We start from the raw sequence: 22,148 nt of genomic DNA on the forward strand, positions 1-22,148 counted from the left end.
GGCCAAGACGGCCGCGGCGCGCAGCCCGCGCGGCAAGGCCGGCGCCGCCCCGGCGGCCGAGCCGACCGGCGGCGCGCCGGCGGCGTGAACCCGTCGTGCGACCCACGTCCCCGGAGGCCGACCATGGAATCGATCGCCCAGCGCATCCACGCCCTCGCGCCGATCGGCGTGCCCGTCGAACTGCCCGCTGCCGGCACCTGGCTCGAGAACCCCTTCGTCTACGACGCCGCGGCGCGCGAGATCAAGGCGCTCACGCGCGACGGCTGCACCGAGATCGTCAGCGAGCGCCGCGCGCACACGAGCGACGGCGAGCCGATCGTCGTGCACCTGGTGTTCAAGCGGCTGTGCTGAGCGGCGCGGCTCAGGCGCGCAGCGCGCCGAGCCGCCGCAGCAGTGTCTTCTCGAGCTCGAGCACGACGAGCAGCGCGACGCCGACCGCGACGATCGCGGCGCCGGTCGCCAGCGCGAGCGCCTCGGTGCGAAACAGCGTCTGCATGAACGGCGCGTAGGTGAACGCGAGCTGCAGCACGAACACGCCGGCCACCGCGGCGAGCACGCGCGGCGTGCCTTTGACGCCTTGCCACGTGAACGACGGCGCCTTCAGGTAGCGCACGCTGAACAGGTAGAACACCTCCATGCACACCAGCGTGTTGACGGCCACCGTGCGCGCGGCCTCGACGCTGGCGCCCTGCGCGAGCGCCCACTCGTACATGCCGAAGATGCCGCCGAGGAACAGCGCCGAGACGAACACGATGCGCCAGACGAGGAAGCGCGACAGCAGCGGCTCGTCGGGCGCGCGCGGCGGGCGGCGCATCACGTCGGGCTCGGTCGGCTCGAACGCGAGCACCATCGCCAGCGCGACCGAGCTGACCATGTTGACCCACAGGATCTGCGCCGGCAGGATCGGCAGCGCGACGCCGGCAAGCACCGCGACCAGCAACGCCATCGACTCGCCGCCGTTGATCGGCAGCAGGAACGTGACCGTCTTCTTCAGGTTGTCGTAGACGGTGCGCCCTTCCTCGACGGCGTGCGCGATCGACGCGAAGTTGTCGTCGGCGAGCACGACGGCGCCGGCCTGTTTGGCCGCCTCGGTGCCCTTCATGCCCATCGCGACGCCGACGTCGGCCTGCTTGAGCGCCGGCGCGTCGTTGACGCCGTCGCCCGTCATCGCGACGACCTCGCCGTTGGCCTTCAGCGCGCGCACCAGCCGCAGCTTGTGCTCGGGGCTCGCGCGCGCGAACACGCGCGCCGTGCGCACGACCTCGCGCATCGCCGCGTCGTCCATCGCCTCTAGCTCGGGGCCGGTGACGGCCTGCAGACCCTCGCCGATGCCGAGCTGCGCGGCGATCGCGCTCGCGGTCACGCCGTGGTCGCCGGTGATCATCACGACGCGGATGCCGGCGGCGGTGCACTGCGCGACCGCCTCGATCGCTTCGTCGCGTGGCGGGTCGATGATGCCGACGAGCCCGAGCAGCGTCAGGCCCTGCGCGACATCGGGGTGGTCGAGGTCCTCCTTGCCGGCAGGCAACGTGCGGCGTGCGAGCGCGAGCACGCGCCGGCCGGCGCGTGCCTGCGCCTCGACCGCGGCGTGCCAGCGTGCGGCGTCGATCGGCAGCTCCCGGCCCTGCGCATCGAGCTCGGTCGCGCACATCGCGAGCACGCGCTCGGGTGCACCCTTGACGAGGGCGACCGCACCGCCGCCGTCGGCGTGCAGCGTCGCCATGAAGCGGTGCTCCGACTCGAACGGGATCACGTCGAGCCGCGCGCGCTCGACCTTCAGTTCCGCCGGGTTCAGCCCCGCTTTCATCGCCAGCGTCAGCAGCGCGCCCTCGGTCGGGTCGCCGGCCAGCGTCCAGCGGCCGTCGGTCTCGTGCAGGCTGGCGTCGTTGCACAGCGCGGCGACCTCGGCCAGCGCGGCCAGCGCGGGCGCGCGGCGGGCGAGGTCGGCCGGCGCGAGCACCGCGCCGTCGAGCTTGAGCGCGCCGTCGGGCGCGTAGCCGGCGCCCTCGACGTCGACGGTCTGGCCGGCGCACACGACCTGCTGCACCGTCATCTCGTTGCGCGTGAGCGTGCCGGTCTTGTCGGAGCAGATCACGGTCACCGAGCCGAGCGTCTCGACGGCGGGCAGGCGGCGGATCACGGCGTGGCGCTGCGCCATGCGCTGCACGCCGATCGCCAGCGTGATCGTCATGATCGCCGGCAGCCCCTCGGGGATCGCCGCCACCGCGAGGCCGACCGCGGCCATGAACACCTCGGCGGCGGGCATCCCGCGCACGAGCAGCCCGAACGCGAACAGCGCCGCCGCGGCGGCGAGGATCACGAAGGTCAGCGTGCGGCCGAAGCCGGCCATCTTCGCCAGCAGCGGCGTCGTGCCCTGCTCGACCGACTCGAGCATCTTGCCGATGCGCCCGATCTCGGTCGCGTTGCCGGTGGCGACGACGACGGCGCGCGCCTGCCCCTGCGTGACCAGCGTGCCGGCGTAGCCCATGCACAGGCGGTCGCCGATCGCGGCGTCGGCGGCGACCGGCTCGACGCGCTTGTCCACCGGCACCGACTCGCCGGTCAGCGCGGCCTCGTCGACGCGCAGGTTGCGTGCCTGCAGCAGCCGCACGTCGGCCGGCAGGCTGTCGCCCGAGGCGAGCAGCACGATGTCGCCGGGCACGAGCTCGGCAGCGTCGACGTCGTGCTGGCGGCCGTCGCGCAGCACGACGGCGTGCGGCGCGAGCAGGTGGCGGATCGCCTGCAGCGCGCGCTCGGCCTTGCCCTCCTGCACGAAGCCGATCACGGCGTTGAGCACGACGACCGCCATGATGACGCCGGTGTCGACCCAGTGGCCCATCAGCGCCGTCACCGCGGCGGCGGCCATCAGCACGTACAGCAGCAGGTTGTCGAACTGCCGTGCCAGCCGCGCCCACGCGCTCGGCGGCTTGGCTTCGGCGAGCCGGTTCGGGCCGTGGCGCGCCAGGCGCGCGCACGCCTCGTCGCTCGACAGCCCGTGCACTTGCGTGCCCAGCATGCGCAAGGTCTCGTCGGCGCCGAGCGCATGCCACGGCGTGGCCGCGGCCTGCGTCGTCGAGGGCGAAGGGCTGGCGGATGGGGGCGGCGTGTCGGGGCGCACGGCAACAGTCCGGTTGGACAGACGTTGGACACGGTAGACGCCGCGGCCTGCACCGAGTTCCGGCGCAGCCGCCGGCGGGCTGCGGTTAACCTCGCGGGTGTGAACGTCCAGCACCCCCGCGCGGCGGCTGCCGATCGTCCCACAGATGCACGGCGACGCCGCGACCGGAGTGGCGTCGCGTGACGGCGGCCGCGTGGCCGTGGCTGCAGTTCGCGCTGCTGGCCGCGCTGATCGGCATTGGCGGCTACCGGCTGACGTGCGAGGCCGACGCGATCGCCGAGCGGCTCGCGCTGTCGCGCACGTGGGTCGGCGTCGCGCTGGTGGCCACCGTCACGTCGCTGCCCGAGCTGGCCACCGGCATCACCGCGGTGACGGCGGCGCGGGCGCCCGACGTGGCGGTCGGCAATGCGCTCGGCGCGTGCGTCGTGAACCTCGCCTTCCTCGCCGTCGTCGACCTGCTCGTGCGCGGCAACCCGCTGTACCGGCGGACGAGCCAGAGCCACATCCTGGCCGCCGGCTTCGGCGCGATGCTGCTCGGTGTCGTCGTGGTCGCGGTGCTGCTCGGCCAGGCGGCGCAGCGCACCGGCAGCACCGCGGGCCTGCTGCAGGCGCTGCCGCTGGGTATCGGGCCGGCGACGCCGCTGCTGCTCGGGCTGTACCTGGTGGCGGTGCGCACGATCTTCCGTCACGAGAGCGACGGCACCGCGGCCGACGGTGCGGCGCCGTCCGCACGGCTCGACGCGCGACAGCGCGCGCGCCTGCGCGCTCACGCGGGGCGCTTCGCGTTCGCCGCGCTCGTCGTGCTGCTCGCCGGGATGCGCCTGCCGTTCGTCGCCACCGAGATCGCGCAGGCGATGGGCTGGAGCGGCAGCCTCGTGGGCACCGTCTTCGTCGCCGCGGTGACGACGCTGCCCGAGATGGCGGTCACGCTGTCGGCGGTGCGCATCGGCGCGCTCGACCTCGCGATCGGCAACCTGCTCGGCAGCAACCTGTTCAATGTCGCGATCCTCGCGATCGACGACCTGTTCTACCCCGGCGCATCGCTGCTCGCGGAGGTGTCGGCGGTGCACGCGACGACCGCGGCGGTGGCCGTCGTGATGACGGGGCTTGCCGTCGTCGGGCTGTACTACCGCCCGCAGCGCCGGCTGCTGCGCACGGTGGGCTGGGTCAGCATCGGGCTGGTCGCGATGTACGCGCTCAACGCGATCGCGCTGGCGCTGTACGCCGGCTGAGCCGCACCGCGAGCTTGCGCAGCTCTTCGGCCCACAGCACCGTGCTCGCCGCGGCGACCATCGGCAGCAGGTCGGCCGGCGGGATCGGCACGGTGTGGAACAGCGCGTTCATCGGCGCCGTGTAGACGACGGACCACTGCAGCGCGACGCTCAGCAGCAGCCCGCCGGCGAGCCAGCGGTTGCGCAGCAGCGCGCCACCGAACGAGGTCTGCGTGGCCGACTGGCAGTTGACGACGTTGAACCACTGACACATCGCGAGCACGGTGAAGGTCTCGGTGCGCACGACGTCGACGGGCGCGCCGGCCGCGAGCCGCCAAGCGAACCAGCCGAAGGTCGCCGCCACCGCGGCGCTGGCCATCAGCACGATGCGCGCGAGCATCTCGCGGTCGACGAGGCGGTCGTCGCGCGGCACCGGCGGGCGCTGCATCTCGCGGCCGTGCAGCGGCTCCATCACGAGGTTCACCGTCAGCGTCGCCTCGGTGACGATGTTGATCCACAGGATCTGCACCGCCTGCAGCGGCAGCGGCAGCCCGGCGAACAGCGCCAGCAGCAGCACGACGACTTCGTCGACCGAGGTCGCGAACAGGTACAGGATCACCTTCTTCAGGTTCGCGTAGACGAGGCGGCCCTGTTCGACGGCGCCGACGATGGTCGCGAAGTTGTCGTCGGTGACGACGACCTTGGCCGCGCTCTTCGCGACCTCGGTGCCGGTGATGCCCATCGCGACGCCGACGTCGGCGCGCGCGAGCGCCGGCGCGTCGTTGACGCCGTCGCCGGTCATCGCGACGACGTCACCGCGCGCCTGCAGCGCCTCGACGATGCACAGCTTCTGCGCCGGCACCACGCGCGCGAACACGGCCACGCGGTCGAGCGCCGCGGCGAGCTCGGCATCGCCCATGCGCTCGAGCTCGACGCCGTCGAGCGCGACGTCGCCGTCGCGCGCGATGCCCAGCTCGCGCGCGATCGCGTGGCCGGTGAGCTTGTGGTCGCCGGTGATCATCACCGGCCGGATGCCGGCGCTGCGGCACGCGGCCACGGCGGCGCGGGCCTCCTCGCGCGGCGGGTCGATCTCGCCGACCAGCCCGAGCAGGTGCGCGCGCCCGGCCAGCGCGCCGAAGCCGGCGTCGAGCGCGTCGTCGTCGACGCGCGCCACCGCGAGCACGCGCAGCGCGCGCGCGGCCATCGCCTCGGCGGCCGCGCGCGCCGCGTCGCGCTGCACGGCGTCGGCGACGAGGCGCAGCACGGCCTCGGGGCTGCCCTTGACGAACACGGTGCGCGGCGCGCCGGGCAGGCGGTGGCGCGTGGCCATCAGCTGCGCCGCCGGGTCGAACGGCAGCTCGGCCTCGCGCGGGGCGCTCGCGCGCAGCGCGTCGGGGTCGATGCCGGCCTTGGCCGCGGCGACGAGCAGCGCGCCCTCGGTCGGGTCGCCGATCACGCGCCAGCCGGCGCGGCCCTCGCCCGGCGGTGCGAGCCGGGCGTCGTTGTTCAGCGCGACGGCGCGCAGCAGCGCGGCGAGCGCCGGGTCGCGCGCGTCGCACGCGCGGCCGTCGGCCGCGGTGAACGCGCCTTCGGGCCGGTAGCCGCTGCCGCTGACGGCGATGTCGCGCCCGTCGGGCAGCCACAGCGCGGTGACGGTCATCTCGTTGCGCGTCAGCGTGCCGGTCTTGTCGGCGCAGATCACCGTCGTCGAGCCCAGCGTCTCGACGGCGGCGAGCCGGCGGATGATCGCGCCGCGCGCAGCCATGCGCTGCATGCCCACCGCCAGCGCGATCGTCATCGCCACCGGCAGCCCCTCGGGCACCACCGACACCATCTGGCTGATCGCCACCATCAGCAGCTCGGCCAGCGGCACGCCGCGCACGACGCCCAGCGCGACGACGACGGCGAACAGCACCAGCGCCGCGGCGACGAGGGTGCGCCCGAAGCGCTCGATGCGCCGCTCCAGCGGCGTCGGCGGCTCGACGGCGCGCTGCGTCAGCTCGGCGATGCGGCCGACCTCGGTGGCGCTGCCGGTGGCCACGACGACGGCGCGCGCGCGCCCGGCGGTGACGTGCGTGCCGGCGTAGACCATGTCGCGGCGGTCGGCCAGCGCGGTGGCCGCCGGCAGCGCGTCGGCGAGCTTGGCCACCGGTGCCGATTCGCCGGTCAGCGCGGCTTCGGCCACCTGCAGCTGCTGCGCGTCGAGCAGCCGCGCATCGGCGCCGACGGCATCGCCGGCGGCCAGCAGCAGCACGTCGCCGGGCACCAGCTCGCGCGCCGGCAGCACGCGCTCGGTGCCGCCGCGACGCACGCGCGCCTGCAACTCGGCCAGCCGCCGCAGCGCGGCCATCGAGCGTTCGGCGCGGCCCTCCTGCAGTGCGCCGATCAGCGCGTTGGCGATGACGACGACGAGGATCACGCCGGCGTCGCCGAGGTGGCCGAGCACCGTGGCCAGCGCGGCCGCGACGAACAGCAGGTAGATCAGCGGGCTTTTGAACTGCCGCGCGAACAGCGCGATCGCCGAGCGCTGCGGCGGCTCGGGCAGCGCGTTGGGCCCGTGCGCCTGCTGCCGGCGCGCGGCCTCGTCGTCGGCGAGCCCGCGCTCGGGGTCGGTGCCCAGGCGCGCGGCCACGTCGGCCGCGTCGAGCGCGTGCCAGGGCGCGCCGGGCGTCGGCGTCGCGGGCGGGGCCGTCATCGGGGCGTGGGGCCGTCAGCGACTAACATGGGCCGACGCAGCCTTGGAGGAGACGACGATGAGCGACATCCGCCGCATTCTGGTCCACGTCAATGACAGCCCCCGCTCGCGCGAGGTGCTGCTGCTGGCCGCGCGGCTGGCCGCCGAGCACGGTGCCGAGCTGTCGGCGCTGTATGCCGTCGAGCCGCCGCCGCCGGGGGCCTACCTGACGCCCGAGGCGTCGACGATCGCGGCGCAGATGACGCTCGAGGCCGAGCAGGCGCGACGCGACGCCGCCACCGCGCTCGTCGAGGCCGCTGCGCGCGACGCCGGTGTCGCGCTGCCGCTGTCGATCGCACGCGGCGACCCGCTCGTGGCGCTGCTGCGCGAGGCGCACACCGCCGACCTCGTCGTGCTCGGCCAGCACGATCCGAAGACCCCCGACGGCTGCGGTGCAGCGATGCACGGGCGGCTGATGATGGGTGCGGGCTGCCCGCTGCTGTTCGTGCCCTACGTCGAATGGGGCGCGGGGCTGGCCGGCGGGCGTGCGACCTGCGGCCAGCGCGTGCTCGTCGCGTGGTCCGACAAGCGCGAGAGCGCGCAGGCGCTGCGCGACGCGCTGCCGCTGCTCAAGCGCGCGCAGCGCGTCGAGGTGGTGAGCTTCACGCACGCCGCGGCCGGCGACGAGATGGGGCCGCCCGAGTCGCTCGACGCCGTCGTCGCGCACCTGAAGCGCCACGGCGTCGAGGCCAGCGGCCACGTCTTCGTCACGCGCGAGCCGACGGTGGCCGAGCGCATGCGCCGCCCGTGGACGCCCGACGCACCGGTCGCCGAGGCGCTGCTGTCGCACGCGGCCGATGTCGACGCCGACCTGATCGTGATGGGCGGCTACGGCCACAGCCGCGCGTGGGAACTGCTGCTCGGCGGCGTCACGCGCACGCTGCTGCAGTCGATGACGGTGCCGGTGCTGATGTCGCACTGACGGCGCGGCAACGGCGTCCCCGCGGCTGTCGTTTCGCCCTGACGCCGCGCGGTCGTCAAGACCTTTCGGGACGGCCGGCGTCGCGCGGCTGCTAGGCTGCGGCGCAGCAATCATCGGTTTCGCCGTCCGGCGCGCGGCGTTGGCGGCGGGCGATTCGGCCATGGGCAACACCGCCAAGACGATCGATCTCGCACTGCAGGGTGGCGGCGCGCACGGCGCGCTGACCTGGGGCGTGCTCGACCGCCTGCTCGAGGAGCCGGACCTGCGCATCGACGGCGTCAGCGGCACCAGCGCCGGCGCGATGAACGCCGTCGTGCTCGCCGACGGCCTCGAGGCGGGCGGCCCCGGGGCGGCGCGCGCCGCGCTCGCGCGCTTCTGGAAGGCGGTCAGCGACGCCGCGCTCGCGAGCCCGATCCAGCGCAGCCTGTGGGACCGCTTCAGCGGCACGTGGAGCCTCGCGAACTCGCCCGGCTACGTCCTGATGGACCACCTGACGCGCGTGTTCTCGCCGTACGAGCTCAACCCGCTGAACCTGAACCCGCTGCGCGACCTCGTCGCCGCCACCGTCGACTTCGGTCGCGTCAACCGCTGCACCGCGGTGCAACTGTTCGTCACTGCGACCAACGTGCGCACCGGGCGCCCGCGCATCTTCCGCCGCGGCGAGATCACCGTCGACGCCGTGATGGCGTCGGCGTGCCTGCCGCTGATGTTCCAGGCCGTCGAGATCGGCGGCGAGGCGTACTGGGACGGCGGTTTCACCGGCAACCCGGCGCTGTTCCCGCTCGTCGACGAGTGCGCCGCGCGCGACCTCGTGCTGGTGCAGATCAACCCCTTCTACCGCCCCGAGTTGCCGCGCACCGCGCGCCAGATCATCGACCGCCTCAACGAGATCACGTTCAACGCTGCGCTGCTGAAGGAACTGCGCGCCATCGAGCTGCTGCGCGACCGCATCGAGGCCGAGGGCATCGAAGACGAGCGCTGGCGCGACATGCGGCTGCACCGCATCCACGGCGACGAGGACCTCGTCGCGCTCGAGCCGTCGAGCAAGCTCAACGCCGAGTGGGCGTACCTGTGCCACCTGCGCGACCTCGGCCGCGCACGCACCGACCACTGGCTGCGGCGGCACAAGGCCGACCTCGGCGTGCGCTCGACCTTCGACCTCGGCTGGCTGCTCGAGGACAGCGTCAAGCCCGCGGGCACGATGGCGCCACGCCGCTGCGGCAAGGAGGGCGGCGCGTGATCGGCCTGGCCGGCGTGCTGCTCGCGCTCGGCGCGCTGATCTGGCTCGCGTACCGCGGCGTCAGCGTGCTGCTGCTCGGGCCGGTGATGGCGCTCGTGGCCGCCGTGTTCGCCGCCGACACGCCGCTGATGGCGAGCTACACGCAGGTCTTCATGCCAGCGGCTGGCGCCTTCGTCGTGCAGTTCTTCCCGCTGTTCCTGCTCGGCGCCGTGTTCGGCAAGCTGATGGACGACAGCGGTGCCGCCGAGGCGATCGCGCAGGGCATCGTGCGCCGCCTCGGCGGGCAGCGCGCGATCCTCGCCGTCGTCCTCGCGTGCGCGGTGCTGACCTACGGCGGCGTGTCGCTGTTCGTCGTCGCGTTCGCGGTCTACCCGATCGCCGTCGCGCTGTTTCGCCAGGCCGACATCCCGAAGCGGCTGATCCCGGCGACGATCGCGCTGGGCGCCTTCACGTTCACGATGACGGCGCTGCCCGGCACGCCGGCGATCCAGAACGCGATTCCGATGCCGTTCTTCGGCACGACGCCGTTCGCCGCGCCCGGGCTCGGCCTCGTCGCCGCGGTGGTGATGTTCGGCCTCGGGCAGGCGTGGCTCGCGCGCCAGGCCGCGCGCGCGAAGGCCGCGGGCGAGGGCTACGGCGCGCACGACGACCGCCCGGCCGCGTTCGACAAGGACCGGCGCGAACTCAGCGCCGGTGCCGGCTTCGACGCCACGCTGATCGCCCCCGAGGCGCCGCCGCGCGGGCTGCCGCCGTTCGCGCTCGCGCTGGCGCCGATCGTCGTCGTGATCGTGCTGAACTACCTTCTCAGCGCGCACGTCATCCCGGCACTCGACACCGCGTACCTCGCCGAGCCGCGCTTCGGCGCGACGACGCTCGACAGCGTGCGCGGCGTGTGGGCGATCATCGGCTCGCTGACGGTGGCCGGCGGGCTGCTCGTCGCGCTGTGCTGGCGCCGCTTCGGCGACCTGAAGCGCACGCTCGACGACGGTGCCAACGCGTCGGTGATGCCGATCTTCAACACCGCGAGCCTCGTCGGTTTCGGGGCCGTGATCGCGGCGCTGCCGGCGTTCGAACGGCTCGTGGGCTTCGTCGAGCAGCTGGGCGGGGGCAACCCGCTGGTGTCGCTCGCGTTGGCCGTCAACCTGCTCGCGGGGATCACCGGCTCGGCCTCGGGCGGCATGAGCATCGCGCTGCAGGCGCTCGGTGCGCAGTACGTTGAGCTCGGCGCGGCGGCGGGCATCGCGCCCGAGGTGCTGCACCGCGTGACGACGGTGGCCACCGGCGGCCTCGACAGCCTGCCGCACAACGGCGCCGTCGTGACGCTGCTCGGCATCTGCGGGCTCACGCACCGCCAGGCGTACAAGGACATCTTCATGGTCGCGGTCGCGTTCCCGATCGCGGCGCTCGTGCTCGTCGTGACGCTGGCGACGCTGTTCGGCGCGTTCTAGCGTCGTCGGCGCCTGCGCGGCGCTGCCGCTACGATGCGGCGCAGGACACCGGGCCATGAAGCGCATCGTGATCTGCGGCGCCGCCGGGCGCGACTTCCACGTCTTCCACACCGTCTATCGCGACGATCCGGGCTCGCATGTCGTCGCGTTCACCGCGACGCAGATCCCGGGCATCGACGCGCGCCGCTACCCGGCCGCGCTCGCCGGCGCGCGCTACCCCGACGGCATCGCGATCGTGCCCGAGGCCGAGCTCGACGCGCTGGTGCGCCGCGAGGCAATCGACGTCGTCGTCTTCGCCTACAGCGACGTCACCCATGCGCACGTGATGCACCTCGCGTCGCGCGCACTGGCCGCCGGCGCCGACTTCGCGCTGGCGGGCCCGCGCGCGACGATGCTGCATGCGACGAAGCCGGTGGTCGCGGTGTCGGCGGTGCGCACCGGCTGCGGCAAGTCGCAGACGGCGCGCCACCTCGCTTCGGTGCTGAAGGCCCGCGGGCGGGGTGTGGCCGTCGTGCGCCACCCGATGCCGTACGGCCACCTCGTGCGCCAGCGCGTGCAGGCGTTCCATGCGCTGGCCGACCTCGACGCCGCGCAGTGCACGCTCGAGGAGCGCGAGGAGTACGAGCCGCACCTGCAGGCCGGCCACGCGGTGTATGCCGGCGTCGACTACGCGCGCGTGCTCGAAGCGGCCGAGCGCGACGCTGACGTGATCGTCTGGGACGGCGGCAACAACGACTTCCCGTTCTTCGCGCCGACGGTGCACGTCGTCGTCTGCGACGCGCTGCGCCCCGCCCAGCTCACGACGCACCACCCCGGCGAGGCCGTATTGCGCATGGCCGACGTCGTCGTCATCAACAAGGTCGACGCGGCGCCGCCGGCCGACGTCGAGCGGCTCGAGCGCGCGCTCGCGCAGATCGTGCCCGGCGTGCCGGTGGTGCGTGCCGCGTCGCCGGTGCGCGTCGACGACGCGCGCGCGCTCGCCGAGCGGCGCGTGCTCGTCGTCGAGGACGGGCCGACGATCACGCACGGCGGCATGCCGCACGGCGCCGGGCTCGCGGCGCTGCGTGCGATCGACGGCGCGCAGGTCGTCGATCCGCGCGCGAGTGCGGCGCCTTCGATTGCCGCGGCGTATGCGCAGTACCCGCACATCGGGCCGGTGCTGCCGGCGCTCGGCTACGGCGCGGCGCAGCTCGACGACCTGCGCGCGACCGTCAACGCGAGCGCGGCCGACGTGGTGCTCGCCGCCACGCCGATCGACCTCGCGCGGCTCGGCGGCTTCGCGAAGCCCATCGTGCGCGCGCGCTATGCGTACGCCGACGCCGGTGCGCCGACGCTGGCCGAGCTCGTGCTGGCGCGGCTCGACGCCCGTGGCTGAGCCGCTGCTCGTCGTCGCGCTCGGCGGCAACGCGCTGAGCCCGCCGGGCGGCGCGCAGACCTACGCGATCGAGCGCGCGTCGATCGCCGCGGCCGCGCGCGGGCTCGCCGCGCTCGCGGCGCAGCGCTGGCGGCTGCTCGTCGTGCACGGCAACGGCCCGCAGGTCGGCCGGCTGCTGCGCAGCGGCGCCGACACCGCCGACCTCGACATCGCCGTCGCGCAGACGCAGGGCGAACTCGGCTACCTGCTGGCCGACGCGATCGGCCGCGCGACCGGCCAGCCGGCGGTGGCCGTCGTCACGCGCGTCACGGTCGACGACGCCGACCCCGCGTTCGACGTGCCGACGAAGCCGATCGGCCCGGTGCTCGCCACACCGCCCGCTGGCGTGCCCGCGGTCGCGGTGGGCGGCGGCTGGCGGCGCGTCGTCGCGTCGCCGCGGCCACTGGCCGTCGTCGAGCACGACGCGGTCGCGACGCTGCTCGCGCATCACCACGTCGTCGCCGGGGGTGGCGGGGGCGTCGCGCTGGGGCGCACCGGAGCGCTGGCCGCCGTGATCGACAAGGACCGCGTCGCGGCGCGGCTCGCGATCGCGCTCGACGCGCAGGCGCTCGTCTTCGCGACCGACGTTGCCGGTGTCGAAGACGATCACGGCACGCCGCACGCGCGCGTTCGGCCGCGGCTGACGGTGCGCGAGGCACGCGCGCTGCTGGCGCGCGGCACGCTCGGCGCCGGCTCGATGGGCCCGAAGGTCGAGAGCGCGGCCGACTACGCCGAAGCCACCGGCCGCGCGGCGCGCATCGTGCACTGCGACGCGATCGCGCACGCGCTCGGCCCCGAGGCGTCCGGCACCGTCGTCGTGCCGTGAAGCGCGCTCAGGCCGACAGGTAGCCGATCAGCCCCTTCATCGTGAACAGCTTCGAGGTGTCGGCCTCGGGGATCTTGCGCCCGGTCTTCTGCGCCAGCGCGATCACGAAGTTCAGGAAGTCCATCGAGTCGAGGTCGAGCGCCTCGCGCAGGTCTTCGGTGTCGCCGACCGTCGACAGGTCGGCCTCGGGCGCGATGCCGGCCAGCGCCTCGGCGGCCAGTGCGCGGATCTCGGATTCGGTCATCGTCGGGCTCCGGTTCACAGGGTCTGCGGCAACTGCAGCGCGCGGTCGATCGCGGCGAGCAGCAGGCCGCCCACGTGGCCGTCGCTGGCACGGTGGTCGGCGGCCAGCGTCGTCGTCACCAGCGGCCGCGGCACGACGGCGTCGTCGACGACCCACGGCCGCACGACGATGCGGCCGAAGCCGACGATCGCGACCTGCGGCGGGTAGATCACGCCGAGCACGCTCTCGGCGCCACGGTCGCCGAGACTCGTGACGGTGATCGTCGGGTCCGTCAGCTCGCTGCTGCGCAAGCCCCCGCTGCGCGCGCGCTGCACGAGGTCGCGCAGCGCGGCCATCAGCTCGGGCAGCGTCTTCTTGTCGGCGTCGTGGATCGCCGGCGCGACGAGCCCGCCGCCGCGCAGTGCGATCGCCCAGCCGAGGTGGATGCCGGCGCCGGGCTCGAACGCATCGTCCTTCCAGAAGCCGTTGAGCTGCGGCACCTCGACGAGCGCCTTCGCGGTCGCCTTGAGCAGCAGTGTCGCGGGCAGCAGGCGCTCGGCGGGGTCGCGCTCGGCGTTGTAGGCGTCGAGCCAGGCCTGCGCGGCGGCGAAGTCGATCGTCGTCGCGAGGTAGTAATGCGGGATCTCGCGCTTGGACTTGCCCATTGCGGCGGCGATGGCCTGGCGCATCAGCGCGGGGTCGAAGCCGCCCTTCGAGGGGCGCGGCGGTGCCGTCGGTGCCAAAGCCGGGGCGGGGCGTGCCCGCGGCTGCGCCGCGGCGAGCTCGACGTCGGCCAGCGTGACCGCGCCGTCGACGCCGGTGCCGTGCAGCGCGTCGGCGTCGATGCCCAGCTCGGCCGCGCGCCGGCGCGCTGCGGGGCTGACCCTCGCACGGGTCGCGGCGGCCACGGCCGGCGGGGCTGCGATGGGCGCTGGCGCTGCGGGCACCTCGCGCGGGGGTGGAGCGGCGGGGGCGCGCACGGCAGCGGCTGCAGCCGCCGCCTCTGGCGCCGCAGGCGGCGCGGGTGATGCGACCGGGGACGGGGCCGGCGTCGGCGCGGCGGCCGGTGCGACAGCAGCCGCTTCGCCGGCCACCCGCACGTGCGCGAGCACCGCACCCACCGGCAGGTCGACGCCGAGCGGTGCGAGGTCGTCGATCACGCCGTCGAGGAAGCACTCGACGTCGATCGCGCCCTTGTGCGTCTCGACCACGGCGATCACGTCGCCGGGCTTGACGCGGTCGCCCGGCTTGACGAGCCACTCGACGACCTTGCCGGTCTCCATGTCGGCGCCGAGCGCGGGCATCGTGAAGTCGGCCATGGTCAGCTCCTGCGCGGCACGACGGCGCGCACCGCGGCGACGACGCGCTCGACGCTCGGCAGCGCGGCGTCTTCCAGGTGCGCCGCGTACGGCACCGGCACTTCGCGGCTGCACACGCGCTTGACCGGCGCGTCGAGCTCGTAGAGCCAGTCCTCGGCGAGCCGCGCAGCGATCTCGGCCGAGATCGAACCGCTCTTCCAGCCCTCGTCGACGATCACGACGCGCCGCGTGCGCTGCACCGACGCGACGACGGTGGGCATGTCCAGCGGGCGCAGCATGCGCAGGTCGATCACTTCGGCGTCGATGCCGTCCTTCGCCAGCGCGTCGGCCGCGGCCAGGCACTTCGGCAGGCTGTTGCCGTAGGTCACGAGCGTCACGTCGCGCCCCGGCCGGCGCACTTTGGCGTGCTCGAGGTCGACCGCGGTGACGGCCGGGTCGAGCTCGCCCTCGGCGTTGTAGAGCACGATGTGCTCGAAGATCAGCACCGGGTTCGGGTCGGCGAGCGCGGCGGCGAGCATGAAGCGCGCGTCTTCCACCGTGCCCGGCACCGCGACCTTGAGCCCCGGGATGTGCGCGTACCAGCCCTCGAGGCTGTGCGAGTGCTGCGCCGCCAGTTGCCGCCCGCCGCCGGTGGCCATGCGGATCACGAGCGGCACCGCGAACTGGCCGCCCGTCATGTGCGGCAGCGTCGCCGCGTTGTTCATGATCTGATCCAGCGCGAGCAGGCTGAAGTTGCAGGTCATGATCTCGAGCAGCGGCCGCAGCCCCGCGATCGCGGCGCCGATCGCCAGCCCCGTGAAGCCGTTTTCGGCGAGCGGCGTGTCGACGATGCGCTCGGGGCCGAACTCCTCGAGCAGGCCCTTGGTGACCGCGTAGCAGCCGCCGTACTTGCCGACGTCCTCGCCCATCACGAAGGTGCGCGGGTCGGCCTTCAGCGCGTCGCGGATCGCCTGCTTGCACGCTTCGCGGTACGTCATGCGCAGCGGGGCGGTCATGCCTGCTCCTCCTGCACGACCCTATCCATCAGCACGAAGCGCTCGAGCTCGTCGACCGGCTCGAGCGTGCCGGCCTCGGCGAACGCGACGGCGGCGTCGATCTCGGCCGCGACGTCGGCCTCGATCACCTGCGCCTCGGCGTCGCTCAGCTGGTGGTTGGCAACCATCCACGCGCGCAGCCGCTCGATCGGGTCGAGGTGCTTCCAGCCCTCGATCTCGTCGCGCGTGCGGTAGGCCTGCGTGTCGAACATCGAGTGCGCGCGGAAGCGGTACGTGCGCACCTCGAGGAAGTAGGGGCCCTGACCGTCGCGGACCTGCGCCACCGCGCGCCGCGCCGCGGCCTCGACCTTCACCGGGTCCATGCCGTCGACCTGTTCGGCCGGCATCCGGTACGCCTTCGCCTTGCGCCAGATGTCGGTCTCGACCTCGCTGTCTTCGAGCGGCACGCCCATCGCGTACAGGTTGTTCTCGCAGACGAACAGCACCGGCAGCCGCCACAGCTCGGCGAGGTTCATCGTCTCGTGGAACACGCCTTCGCCGACCGCGCCTTCGCCGAAGAAGCACGCCGTCACCGCGCCGCGTCCGAGCCGCTGGTCGGCCATCGCGATGCCGGCGGCCAGCGGCAGCCCGCCGCCGACGATCGCATTGCCGCCGTAGAAGCGGTGCGCGCGGCTGAACAGGTGCATCGAGCCGCCGCGGCCGCGGCAGCAACCCTCGGCCTTGCCCAGCATCTCGGCCATCAGCGCGGACGTCGGCACGCCCCACGCGAGCGCCTGGCCGTGCTCGCGGTACGTGGCCACGACCGCGTCGCGCGCGGGGTCCATCGCGGCGGCGACGCCGACCGCCACCGCCTCCTCGCCGTCGTACAGGTGCAGGAAGCCGCGGATCTTCTGCGCCTGATAGAGCTCGACGCACTTGGCCTCGAAGCGGCGGATGCGCAGCATCTGCCGCCACAGGTGGTGCAGGTGCGCGCGGTCGAGGTGGATCTTGTCGGTCATCGCTCGGCCTCCCGATGCCGGTGATCGGCTTCGGCGCACGGTCCCCCGCGAATGCCTGTGCGCAGCGCGACGGCGGTGGCCGGCGGGCGACTCAGCGTCGCGTCTGGCCGAAGTCCGGATCGCGGTGCTGGTGCCGCACGACGAGGATGCGGACTCCCTCGCCCGCGGGGCGGTAGATCACGGCATACGGAAAGCCGTGCAGCGGAAATCAGCGCCGGTTGCCGGCGGTGGGCATCCCCAGGCCGGGCCGCGCGGCCAGAAGTTGCGCGATGCGTTCGAACTCGTCGAGAAAGCGCAGCGCCACGGCACGACCCGCCTCGCGCCGATAGAAGCGCGCCGCGTCGGCCAGGTCCCGTTCGGCGGCGGGATGAAGCGTGAACTTCAACCGATCTCCGTGCGCAGGCGGTCCAAGGCGTCGCGGCCCGGAACGTCGGCGGACGGGTCGATCTCGACGTCACGGCGTGCGGCGAGGTCGTCCCATGCACGCTCGCGTGCCGCGTCGGCGTCGAGGCTGGCGACGACGCGGTCGAGCAGCCGCGCGCGCTCGCTCGTCGGCAGCTGAAGCAATGCGGCTTCGAGCGCTTCGATGGGCAGGGGCATGGCGGCGACTCCAGGCGAGAGCAACGGCAGGCCGAGGATGCCACAACGCGTCCGTGTGGGCGCGCGGCAGCGGTGGTGTGGCGGGTCTTCTGCGTCACGCCCGTCTCACTTCTTCTCGTCCGACTCGAGCGTCGACAGATCCCCCTCGGGCAGCCCGAGCTCGCGCGCCTTCAAGAGGCGCCGCATGATCTTGCCGCTGCGCGTCTTCGGCAGGTTGCTGCGGAACTCGATCGCCTTCGGCGCCACCGCGGCGCCGAGGCGCTTGCGCGCGTGGCCGAGCAGTTCGCGGTTCAGCGCCTCGCACGGCTCGAACCCGGGCTTCAAGGCCACGTAGGCCTTCACGACTTCGCCCACCGTCGGGTCGGGGATGCCGATCACGCCGGCCTCGGCCACCGCGGGGTGCTCCATCAGCGCGCTCTCGACCTCGAACGGGCCGATCAGGTGGCCGGCCGACTTGATCACGTCGTCGGCGCGGCCGACGAACCAGTAGTAGCCGTCGGCGTCGCGCTTCGCGAGGTCGCCGGTGAAGTACCAGCCGTCGGCGAAGCACTTGCGGTAGCGCTCCTCCTCGTGCAGGTAGCCGCGCATCATCGACGGCCACGGCGTCTTCAGCACCAGCTCGCCTTCGGTGTCGGGCGCGTCGATCAGCTCGACGCGGCCATCGGCCGTGCGGCGCGCGATCGCGGCCGTGATGCCCGGCAGCGGCTTGCCCATCGAGCCGGGCTTGATGTCCATTGCCGCGTAGTTCGACACCATGATGCCGCCGGTCTCGGTCTGCCACCAGTTGTCGTGGAAGGTTTTACCGAACGCGTCGAGGCCCCACCAGGCGGCCTCGGGGTTCAGCGGCTCGCCGACGCTGGCCATGAAGCGCAGCGCCGACAGGTCGTAGCCGCGCAGCGCCTCGGCACCGAGCCGCATCATCATTCGGATCGCGGTCGGTGCCGTGTACCACACCGTCACGCGCTCGTCCTGCAGCACCGAGTACCAGGTCGGCGCGTCGAACTCGGCCTCGACGACGACGTTGGTCACGCCGCTGACCAGCGGCGCGACGATGCCGTAGCTCGTGCCCGTGACCCAGCCGGGGTCGGCGGTGCACCAGAACACGTCGTCGTCGTGCAGGTCGAGCGCGTAGCGCGCCGTCATCGCGTGCATCACGACGGCCTCGTGGACGTGGATCGCGCCCTTGGGGCGGCCCGTGGTGCCACTCGTGAAGTGCAGCAGCGACATCGTCTCGGGGTCGGTCGCGCCGATCGTGAAGTCGGGCGACGCGGGGTCGACGACGTCGGCCCAGCGCACGGTGCCCGCTTCGCCGGCCGCGTCGCCGACGAGGATCACGTGCTTCAACCCCGGCAGCCGCTCGCGCAGGCCCTGGACCTTGCGCTGGTACAGCTCGGGCGTGGTCACCAGCACGCGCGCGTCGCCCATCTCGCAGCGCGTGGCGATCGGCTCGGGGCCGAAGGCCGAGAACAAGGGGCTCACGACGCAGCGCGCCTTCAGCGCGCCGAGCACCGCGAGGTACAGCTCGGGCAGCCGCCCCATCAGCACGAACACGCGCTCGCCGGGCTGCACGCCGAGCGCGCCGAGCGCGTTGGCGAAGCGGTTGGTGCCGGCGGCGAGGTCGGCGTAGCTGAACTCGCGCCGCGCGCCACTCTTGCCCAGCCAGCGGATCGCCGTCTTGCCGCCGCGGCCGTGCGCGACGTGGCGGTCGACCGCCTCGTGCGCGATGTTCAGCCCGCCGGCGGGCAGGCCGTCGAGCAGCGCGCGCGCATCGTCCCAGCGGAACGCGGCGCAGGTCGCGGCGTGGTCGAGCAGGTGGGGCACGGGCGCGAGCGCGCCCGGCGTCTTGACGATGCGGGGCGGACGGGCGGTGCCCGCCGCGGCCTCGGCGGCAGTCATCACGGTCTCCTCGGTGTGTGGGCGTGCCGCGCGTGGCGGCGCGTGCGCATGGCCGTGATCATCCCGGGCCGCGTGCCCGCGGGTTTGAGCCTGGTCAAGGGATGCGGCGATCCCGCGCCGGCCCCGCCGGCGTGTACGCGACGCGGGAATGCCCGCGTTGACCGTGCCGATGACCGTTGAAACACTGCCGCGGCCGCTGCGTCGCAACGGCGCACCGACGAACACCGAAAAGGACGCATCGATGATCGACGCCGCGACGCGGGGCTACCAACGCATCGCCACCGAAGAGGCCTGGGCGCCTACCGAGATCCTGCAGCGCTACGTCAGGCTGCTCGACGAGGGCACGCACCACGACCCCGGCTTCCAGAGCCTGTGGGGCTTCTTCGGCAAGAGCGCCACGCAGCGCGCGCGCGACCTGTACGAGCGCCTGCAGGACCTCGACGCGCGGCGCATCGCCGACATGGACGCCGCCGGCATCGACCGCGCGATCCTGTCGCTCACGTGCCCCGGCGTGCAGCTGTTCGACCCCGCCACCGCCACCGACCTCGCCGCGGCGTCGAACGACCAGCTCGCCGACGCGATCCGCAGGCACCCGACGCGCTTCGCCGGGCTGGCGGCCATCGCGCCGCACGCGCCCGAGGGCGCCGCCAAGGAGATCGAGCGCGGCGTGAACCGCCTGGGCCTCAAGGGCGTGATCGTCAACTCGCACACGCAGGGCACCTACCTCGACGACGAGAAGTTCTACCCCATCTTCGAGGCCTGCCAGGCGCTCGACGTGCCGCTGTACCTGCACCCGAACACGCCGTCGCCGCAGATGGCGCAGCCGTTCATCCCGCGCTGCCTCGACGCCGCGATCTACGGCTTCGCGGTCGAGACCGGTCTGCACGCGCTGCGCCTGATCGTGGCCGGCGTGTTCGACCGCTTCCCGCGGCTGAAGCTCGTGCTCGGCCACTGCGGCGAGGGGCTGCCGTACTGGCTGTACCGCATCGACTTCATGCACGCCGGCATCGTCGCCAACGACCGCAGCCCCGGCGCGCGGCCGCTGAAGAAGAAGCCCAGCGACTACCTGCGCGAGAACGTCTGGTACACCACCAGCGGCATGCCGTGGGAGCCGGCCATCACCTTCGTGCAGCACGTCATCGGGCAGGACCGGCTGATGTACGCGATGGACTATCCGTACCAGTACGTGCCCGAGGAAGTGGCGATGTGCGACCGCCTGCCGCTTTCGCCGCAGGTCAAGCGCATGTTCTTCCAGGAGAACGCCGAGCGGCTGTTCAAGCTGTGACGCGCGCCTGAACTTGCGACAGCGACGACCGCCACGACACGAGGAGACGACGATGGCCCACGTGACGAACCCCCCGCGCCGCCGCGCCGCCGCCGCGGCACTGGCGCTGCTGGCCACCGGGCTGGCGCCCGCGGTGCACGCGCAGGAGCGCTGGCCGAGCCGGCCGATCCGCCTCGTGGTGCCGTTCCCGCCCGGCGGCAGCAGCGACGTGGCCGCGCGCCTGCTCGCGCCGCGGCTCGGCGAGCGGCTGGGCCAGCAGGTCGTCGTCGAGAACCGGCCCGGCGCCGGCGGCACGCTCGCGCTGGGCCAGGTGGCCAAGGCCGCGCCCGACGGCTACACCCTCGTGCTGGCCGCGGCCGGCGGGCTCACGATCAGCCCCGGCCTGAACCCCAACCTGGGCTACGACCCGCTCGCCGACCTGGCGCCGATCACCGGCTTCGCGCGCATCCCGTTCGTGCTGGTGGCCAATGCCGACCTGCCGGTGAGCCGTGCCGACGAGCTGATCGCGCTCGCGCGCCGCCAGCCCGGCCGGCTGACGTTCGCCAGCGGCGGCAACGGCACCGCGATGCACCTGGGCGGCGAGCTGATGAAGTCCATGAGCGAGACCTTCATCGTCCACATCCCGTACCGCGGCAGCGCGCCGGCGATCACCGCCGTGATGGCCGGCGAGACGCAGCTCGCCGTGTCCGACATCACCAGCGTGCTCGGCAAGACCGAGGGCGGGCGCATGAAGGTGATCGGCGTGATGAGCAAGGACCGCACCGACCTCGCCCCCGGCGTGCCGACGCTCGACGAGACGGGCCTCAAGGGCTTCGACGTCAGCGGCTGGTTCGCGATCATGGCGCCGGCGCGCACGCCGCAGCCCATCGTCGCGCGCCTGAACGCCGAGATCACGTCGCTGATCCGCACCGACGAGTTCCGCGAGCGCTTCAAGACGCTGGGCATGGAGCCGATCCCGACCACGCCGGAGGAGCTCACGCAGATGATGCGCGCCGAACTCGCGCGCTGGGCGGCGGTGATCAAGCGGGCGGGGGTAAAGGCGGAGTGAGGGCTTGCCGGGTCGCCTTGTGGGGACAGCGGCTCGTCGCGACCTGGTCACCGGCTTCTTTGCACGTCACGCCCAAGGCCGCGTTCGGGCGCGGACTCAGGATCGAGCTGGCTCGCCTCGGTGCGCCACTATCCGGATACGGGCGCAATGCTGCGCTACTAACCGGTTAGTGGCGCATCATTGCGCCCTAGAACACGTTAGGCCTCAGATCCCAAGTACCTCTCGCATCCGACCCATCGCAAGCCTCGCAAGACACACAGTTTCCACATGACCGAACCACCAGTAACTCGCATGGTTCGCAAGCGGAAGGTCCCAACACCAGACGGGCGGGTCGTGCTGGTTCGCGTCTTCCAAACCGGTCGAACCTACTCAGTCATGCTGGGCGGCGCCAAGGTGCTTGAAACCGAAGACCAGAAAGCAGCGCTCGAAGCCTTTGCCCATGCGTGCGACAAGGCACCCTCGTCTGGTTGGCTGGCTGCACCCACCTGGGTGAGCAAGAAGAAGCCCAAGAAGCCCATCGTGTACCGAGGGGGGCTTCCGTCATTGGGCAAGCGACACTAGTAGTCGGGCGATCGGTCTTCCTACGAGCGGCGCGCTGAGGCCTAACCCTTCGCTCAAGCGGACCCGCAGCGGCGTGCCGCTTAGCTCAAACGTTAGACGCCCCAGGCAAGCACTGCTGCAGCTGCAGCGCCTCGAAGACAATCGTGCCCGAACCATGCAGGGAGAAGCAGCTTGAAGACGATCTGGATCATTGATGGTGCATACCTTTTCAACTATGGGCTGACCTTGCCCGCGTTTCCCGGATCCCATAGCCGAGACCATCACGCGGCTTGCCTTTGCTGGGCGGCAAGCCAAGCCCTCTCGAACTGCA

The 22,148-nt window shown here is 73.1% G+C and carries 19 protein-coding genes; 10 read left to right on the forward strand and 9 right to left on the reverse strand.

Annotation, left to right across the window (positions count from 1 at the left end):
* Window positions 1–123: 123 nt before the first annotated feature.
* Entirely contained in the window at window positions 124–351 is a 228-nt protein-coding gene (locus MOJ79_RS17165; protein ID WP_241925249.1) for a hypothetical protein, read from the forward strand.
* Window positions 352–361: 10 nt separating this feature from the next.
* Here MOJ79_RS17165 and MOJ79_RS17170 read toward each other — a convergent pair whose 3' ends face one another.
* A complete protein-coding gene (locus MOJ79_RS17170) occupies window positions 362–3,118 on the reverse strand; it encodes a cation-transporting P-type ATPase (RefSeq protein ID WP_336606340.1) in 2,757 nt (918 codons plus the stop codon).
* 179 nt (window positions 3,119–3,297) lie between these two features.
* Between MOJ79_RS17170 and MOJ79_RS17175 the strand changes: the two genes are divergently transcribed.
* The gene (locus MOJ79_RS17175; RefSeq protein ID WP_241925251.1) at window positions 3,298–4,350 is read left to right on the forward strand and encodes a sodium:calcium antiporter; all 1,053 of its coding nucleotides are present in this window, start codon (window positions 3,298–3,300) and stop codon (window positions 4,348–4,350) included.
* On the opposite strand, the gene MOJ79_RS17180 is transcribed toward MOJ79_RS17175, so the two are convergent.
* Window positions 4,316–7,024, reverse strand: coding sequence for a cation-translocating P-type ATPase (locus MOJ79_RS17180; RefSeq protein ID WP_241925252.1), 2,709 nt, complete (start codon window positions 7,022–7,024; stop codon window positions 4,316–4,318). The genes MOJ79_RS17175 and MOJ79_RS17180 overlap by 35 nt on opposite strands.
* A 58-nt stretch (window positions 7,025–7,082) precedes the next feature.
* On the opposite strand from MOJ79_RS17180, the gene MOJ79_RS17185 reads away from it, so the two are divergent.
* From MOJ79_RS17185 to MOJ79_RS17205, 5 genes are all read left to right on the forward strand, one after another.
* Window positions 7,083–7,985 (forward strand): universal stress protein, encoded by a 903-nt coding sequence (locus MOJ79_RS17185; protein ID WP_119355255.1) that lies wholly within the window; start codon window positions 7,083–7,085, stop codon window positions 7,983–7,985.
* 160 nt (window positions 7,986–8,145) lie between these two features.
* On the forward strand, window positions 8,146–9,225 hold the full coding sequence (locus MOJ79_RS17190) for a patatin-like phospholipase family protein (protein ID WP_241925253.1): 1,080 nt from the start codon (window positions 8,146–8,148) through the stop codon (window positions 9,223–9,225).
* Window positions 9,222–10,673, forward strand: coding sequence for a GntP family permease (locus MOJ79_RS17195; protein WP_241925254.1), 1,452 nt, complete (start codon window positions 9,222–9,224; stop codon window positions 10,671–10,673). The genes MOJ79_RS17190 and MOJ79_RS17195 overlap by 4 nt, the downstream gene beginning before the upstream one ends.
* A 55-nt stretch (window positions 10,674–10,728) precedes the next feature.
* Window positions 10,729–12,048 (forward strand): GTP-binding protein, encoded by a 1,320-nt coding sequence (locus tag MOJ79_RS17200; RefSeq protein ID WP_241925255.1) that lies wholly within the window; start codon window positions 10,729–10,731, stop codon window positions 12,046–12,048.
* The gene (locus MOJ79_RS17205; protein ID WP_241925256.1) at window positions 12,041–12,913 is read left to right on the forward strand and encodes an amino acid kinase family protein; all 873 of its coding nucleotides are present in this window, start codon (window positions 12,041–12,043) and stop codon (window positions 12,911–12,913) included. Before MOJ79_RS17200 ends, MOJ79_RS17205 begins: the two co-directional genes overlap by 8 nt.
* 7 nt (window positions 12,914–12,920) lie before the next feature.
* Here the strand turns inward: MOJ79_RS17205 and MOJ79_RS17210 are convergent, their stop codons facing one another.
* The 7 genes from MOJ79_RS17210 to acsA all read right to left on the reverse strand — a co-directional run bounded on the left by MOJ79_RS17210 (window position 12,921) and on the right by acsA (window position 18,944).
* Complete coding sequence (locus tag MOJ79_RS17210; protein ID WP_119287874.1) at window positions 12,921–13,157, reverse strand: acyl carrier protein; 237 nt, start codon at window positions 13,155–13,157, stop codon at window positions 12,921–12,923.
* Window positions 13,158–13,171: 14 nt separating this feature from the next.
* Complete coding sequence (locus tag MOJ79_RS17215; protein ID WP_241925257.1) at window positions 13,172–14,455, reverse strand: dihydrolipoamide acetyltransferase family protein; 1,284 nt, start codon at window positions 14,453–14,455, stop codon at window positions 13,172–13,174.
* Between the two features lie 2 nt (window positions 14,456–14,457).
* A complete protein-coding gene (locus MOJ79_RS17220; RefSeq protein WP_241925258.1) occupies window positions 14,458–15,450 on the reverse strand; it encodes an alpha-ketoacid dehydrogenase subunit beta in 993 nt (330 codons plus the stop codon).
* Window positions 15,447–16,448, reverse strand: a complete 1,002-nt coding sequence (gene pdhA / locus MOJ79_RS17225; RefSeq protein WP_241925259.1) for a pyruvate dehydrogenase (acetyl-transferring) E1 component subunit alpha — start codon at window positions 16,446–16,448, stop codon at window positions 15,447–15,449. The genes MOJ79_RS17220 and pdhA overlap by 4 nt, the downstream gene beginning before the upstream one ends.
* A 208-nt stretch (window positions 16,449–16,656) precedes the next feature.
* Window positions 16,657–16,833 carry a type II toxin-antitoxin system RelE/ParE family toxin gene (locus MOJ79_RS17230; protein WP_241925260.1) on the reverse strand — a complete coding sequence of 59 codons (177 nt, stop codon included), beginning with the start codon at window positions 16,831–16,833 and terminating at the stop codon, window positions 16,657–16,659.
* The gene (locus MOJ79_RS17235; protein WP_241925261.1) at window positions 16,830–17,048 is read right to left on the reverse strand and encodes a hypothetical protein; all 219 of its coding nucleotides are present in this window, start codon (window positions 17,046–17,048) and stop codon (window positions 16,830–16,832) included. The genes MOJ79_RS17230 and MOJ79_RS17235 overlap by 4 nt, the downstream gene beginning before the upstream one ends.
* 105 nt (window positions 17,049–17,153) lie before the next feature.
* A complete protein-coding gene (gene acsA, locus MOJ79_RS17240) occupies window positions 17,154–18,944 on the reverse strand; it encodes an acetate--CoA ligase (protein WP_241925262.1) in 1,791 nt (596 codons plus the stop codon).
* Window positions 18,945–19,185: 241 nt separating this feature from the next.
* Between acsA and MOJ79_RS17245 the strand changes: the two genes are divergently transcribed.
* The 3 genes from MOJ79_RS17245 (at window position 19,186) to MOJ79_RS17255 (ending at window position 21,838) form a co-directional block, all read left to right on the forward strand.
* Window positions 19,186–20,229 carry an amidohydrolase family protein gene (locus tag MOJ79_RS17245; protein WP_241925263.1) on the forward strand — a complete coding sequence of 348 codons (1,044 nt, stop codon included), beginning with the start codon at window positions 19,186–19,188 and terminating at the stop codon, window positions 20,227–20,229.
* A 52-nt stretch (window positions 20,230–20,281) separates the two neighbouring features.
* Complete coding sequence (locus tag MOJ79_RS17250) at window positions 20,282–21,277, forward strand: Bug family tripartite tricarboxylate transporter substrate binding protein (RefSeq protein WP_241925264.1); 996 nt, start codon at window positions 20,282–20,284, stop codon at window positions 21,275–21,277.
* Between the two features lie 333 nt (window positions 21,278–21,610).
* Window positions 21,611–21,838: a hypothetical protein gene (locus tag MOJ79_RS17255; RefSeq protein ID WP_241925265.1), complete on the forward strand. Its 228-nt coding sequence runs from the start codon at window positions 21,611–21,613 to the stop codon at window positions 21,836–21,838.
* Window positions 21,839–22,148 lie beyond the last annotated feature (310 nt).

Source organism: Calidifontimicrobium sp. SYSU G02091 (genome assembly GCF_022631395.1).
GTDB lineage: Bacteria > Pseudomonadota > Gammaproteobacteria > Burkholderiales > Burkholderiaceae_C > Calidifontimicrobium > Calidifontimicrobium sediminis.

What these genes read in the sequence shown, in the direction of transcription:
- MOJ79_RS17215 (WP_241925257.1), bottom strand. Translation starts at nt 14,455, where the DNA reads ATGGCCGACTTCACGATGCCCGCGCTCGGCGCCGACATGGAGACCGGC.
- MOJ79_RS17190 (WP_241925253.1), top strand. Translation starts at nt 8,146, where the DNA reads ATGGGCAACACCGCCAAGACGATCGATCTCGCACTGCAGGGTGGCGGC.
- MOJ79_RS17165 (WP_241925249.1), top strand. Translation starts at nt 124, where the DNA reads ATGGAATCGATCGCCCAGCGCATCCACGCCCTCGCGCCGATCGGCGTG.
- MOJ79_RS17180 (WP_241925252.1), bottom strand. Translation starts at nt 7,024, where the DNA reads ATGACGGCCCCGCCCGCGACGCCGACGCCCGGCGCGCCCTGGCACGCG.
- MOJ79_RS17185 (WP_119355255.1), top strand. Translation starts at nt 7,083, where the DNA reads ATGAGCGACATCCGCCGCATTCTGGTCCACGTCAATGACAGCCCCCGC.
- MOJ79_RS17200 (WP_241925255.1), top strand. Translation starts at nt 10,729, where the DNA reads ATGAAGCGCATCGTGATCTGCGGCGCCGCCGGGCGCGACTTCCACGTC.
- pdhA (WP_241925259.1), bottom strand. Translation starts at nt 16,448, where the DNA reads ATGACCGACAAGATCCACCTCGACCGCGCGCACCTGCACCACCTGTGG.
- MOJ79_RS17235 (WP_241925261.1), bottom strand. Translation starts at nt 17,048, where the DNA reads ATGCCCCTGCCCATCGAAGCGCTCGAAGCCGCATTGCTTCAGCTGCCG.
- MOJ79_RS17210 (WP_119287874.1), bottom strand. Translation starts at nt 13,157, where the DNA reads ATGACCGAATCCGAGATCCGCGCACTGGCCGCCGAGGCGCTGGCCGGC.
- MOJ79_RS17220 (WP_241925258.1), bottom strand. Translation starts at nt 15,450, where the DNA reads ATGACCGCCCCGCTGCGCATGACGTACCGCGAAGCGTGCAAGCAGGCG.
- acsA (WP_241925262.1), bottom strand. Translation starts at nt 18,944, where the DNA reads ATGACTGCCGCCGAGGCCGCGGCGGGCACCGCCCGTCCGCCCCGCATC.
- MOJ79_RS17245 (WP_241925263.1), top strand. Translation starts at nt 19,186, where the DNA reads ATGATCGACGCCGCGACGCGGGGCTACCAACGCATCGCCACCGAAGAG.
- MOJ79_RS17250 (WP_241925264.1), top strand. Translation starts at nt 20,282, where the DNA reads ATGGCCCACGTGACGAACCCCCCGCGCCGCCGCGCCGCCGCCGCGGCA.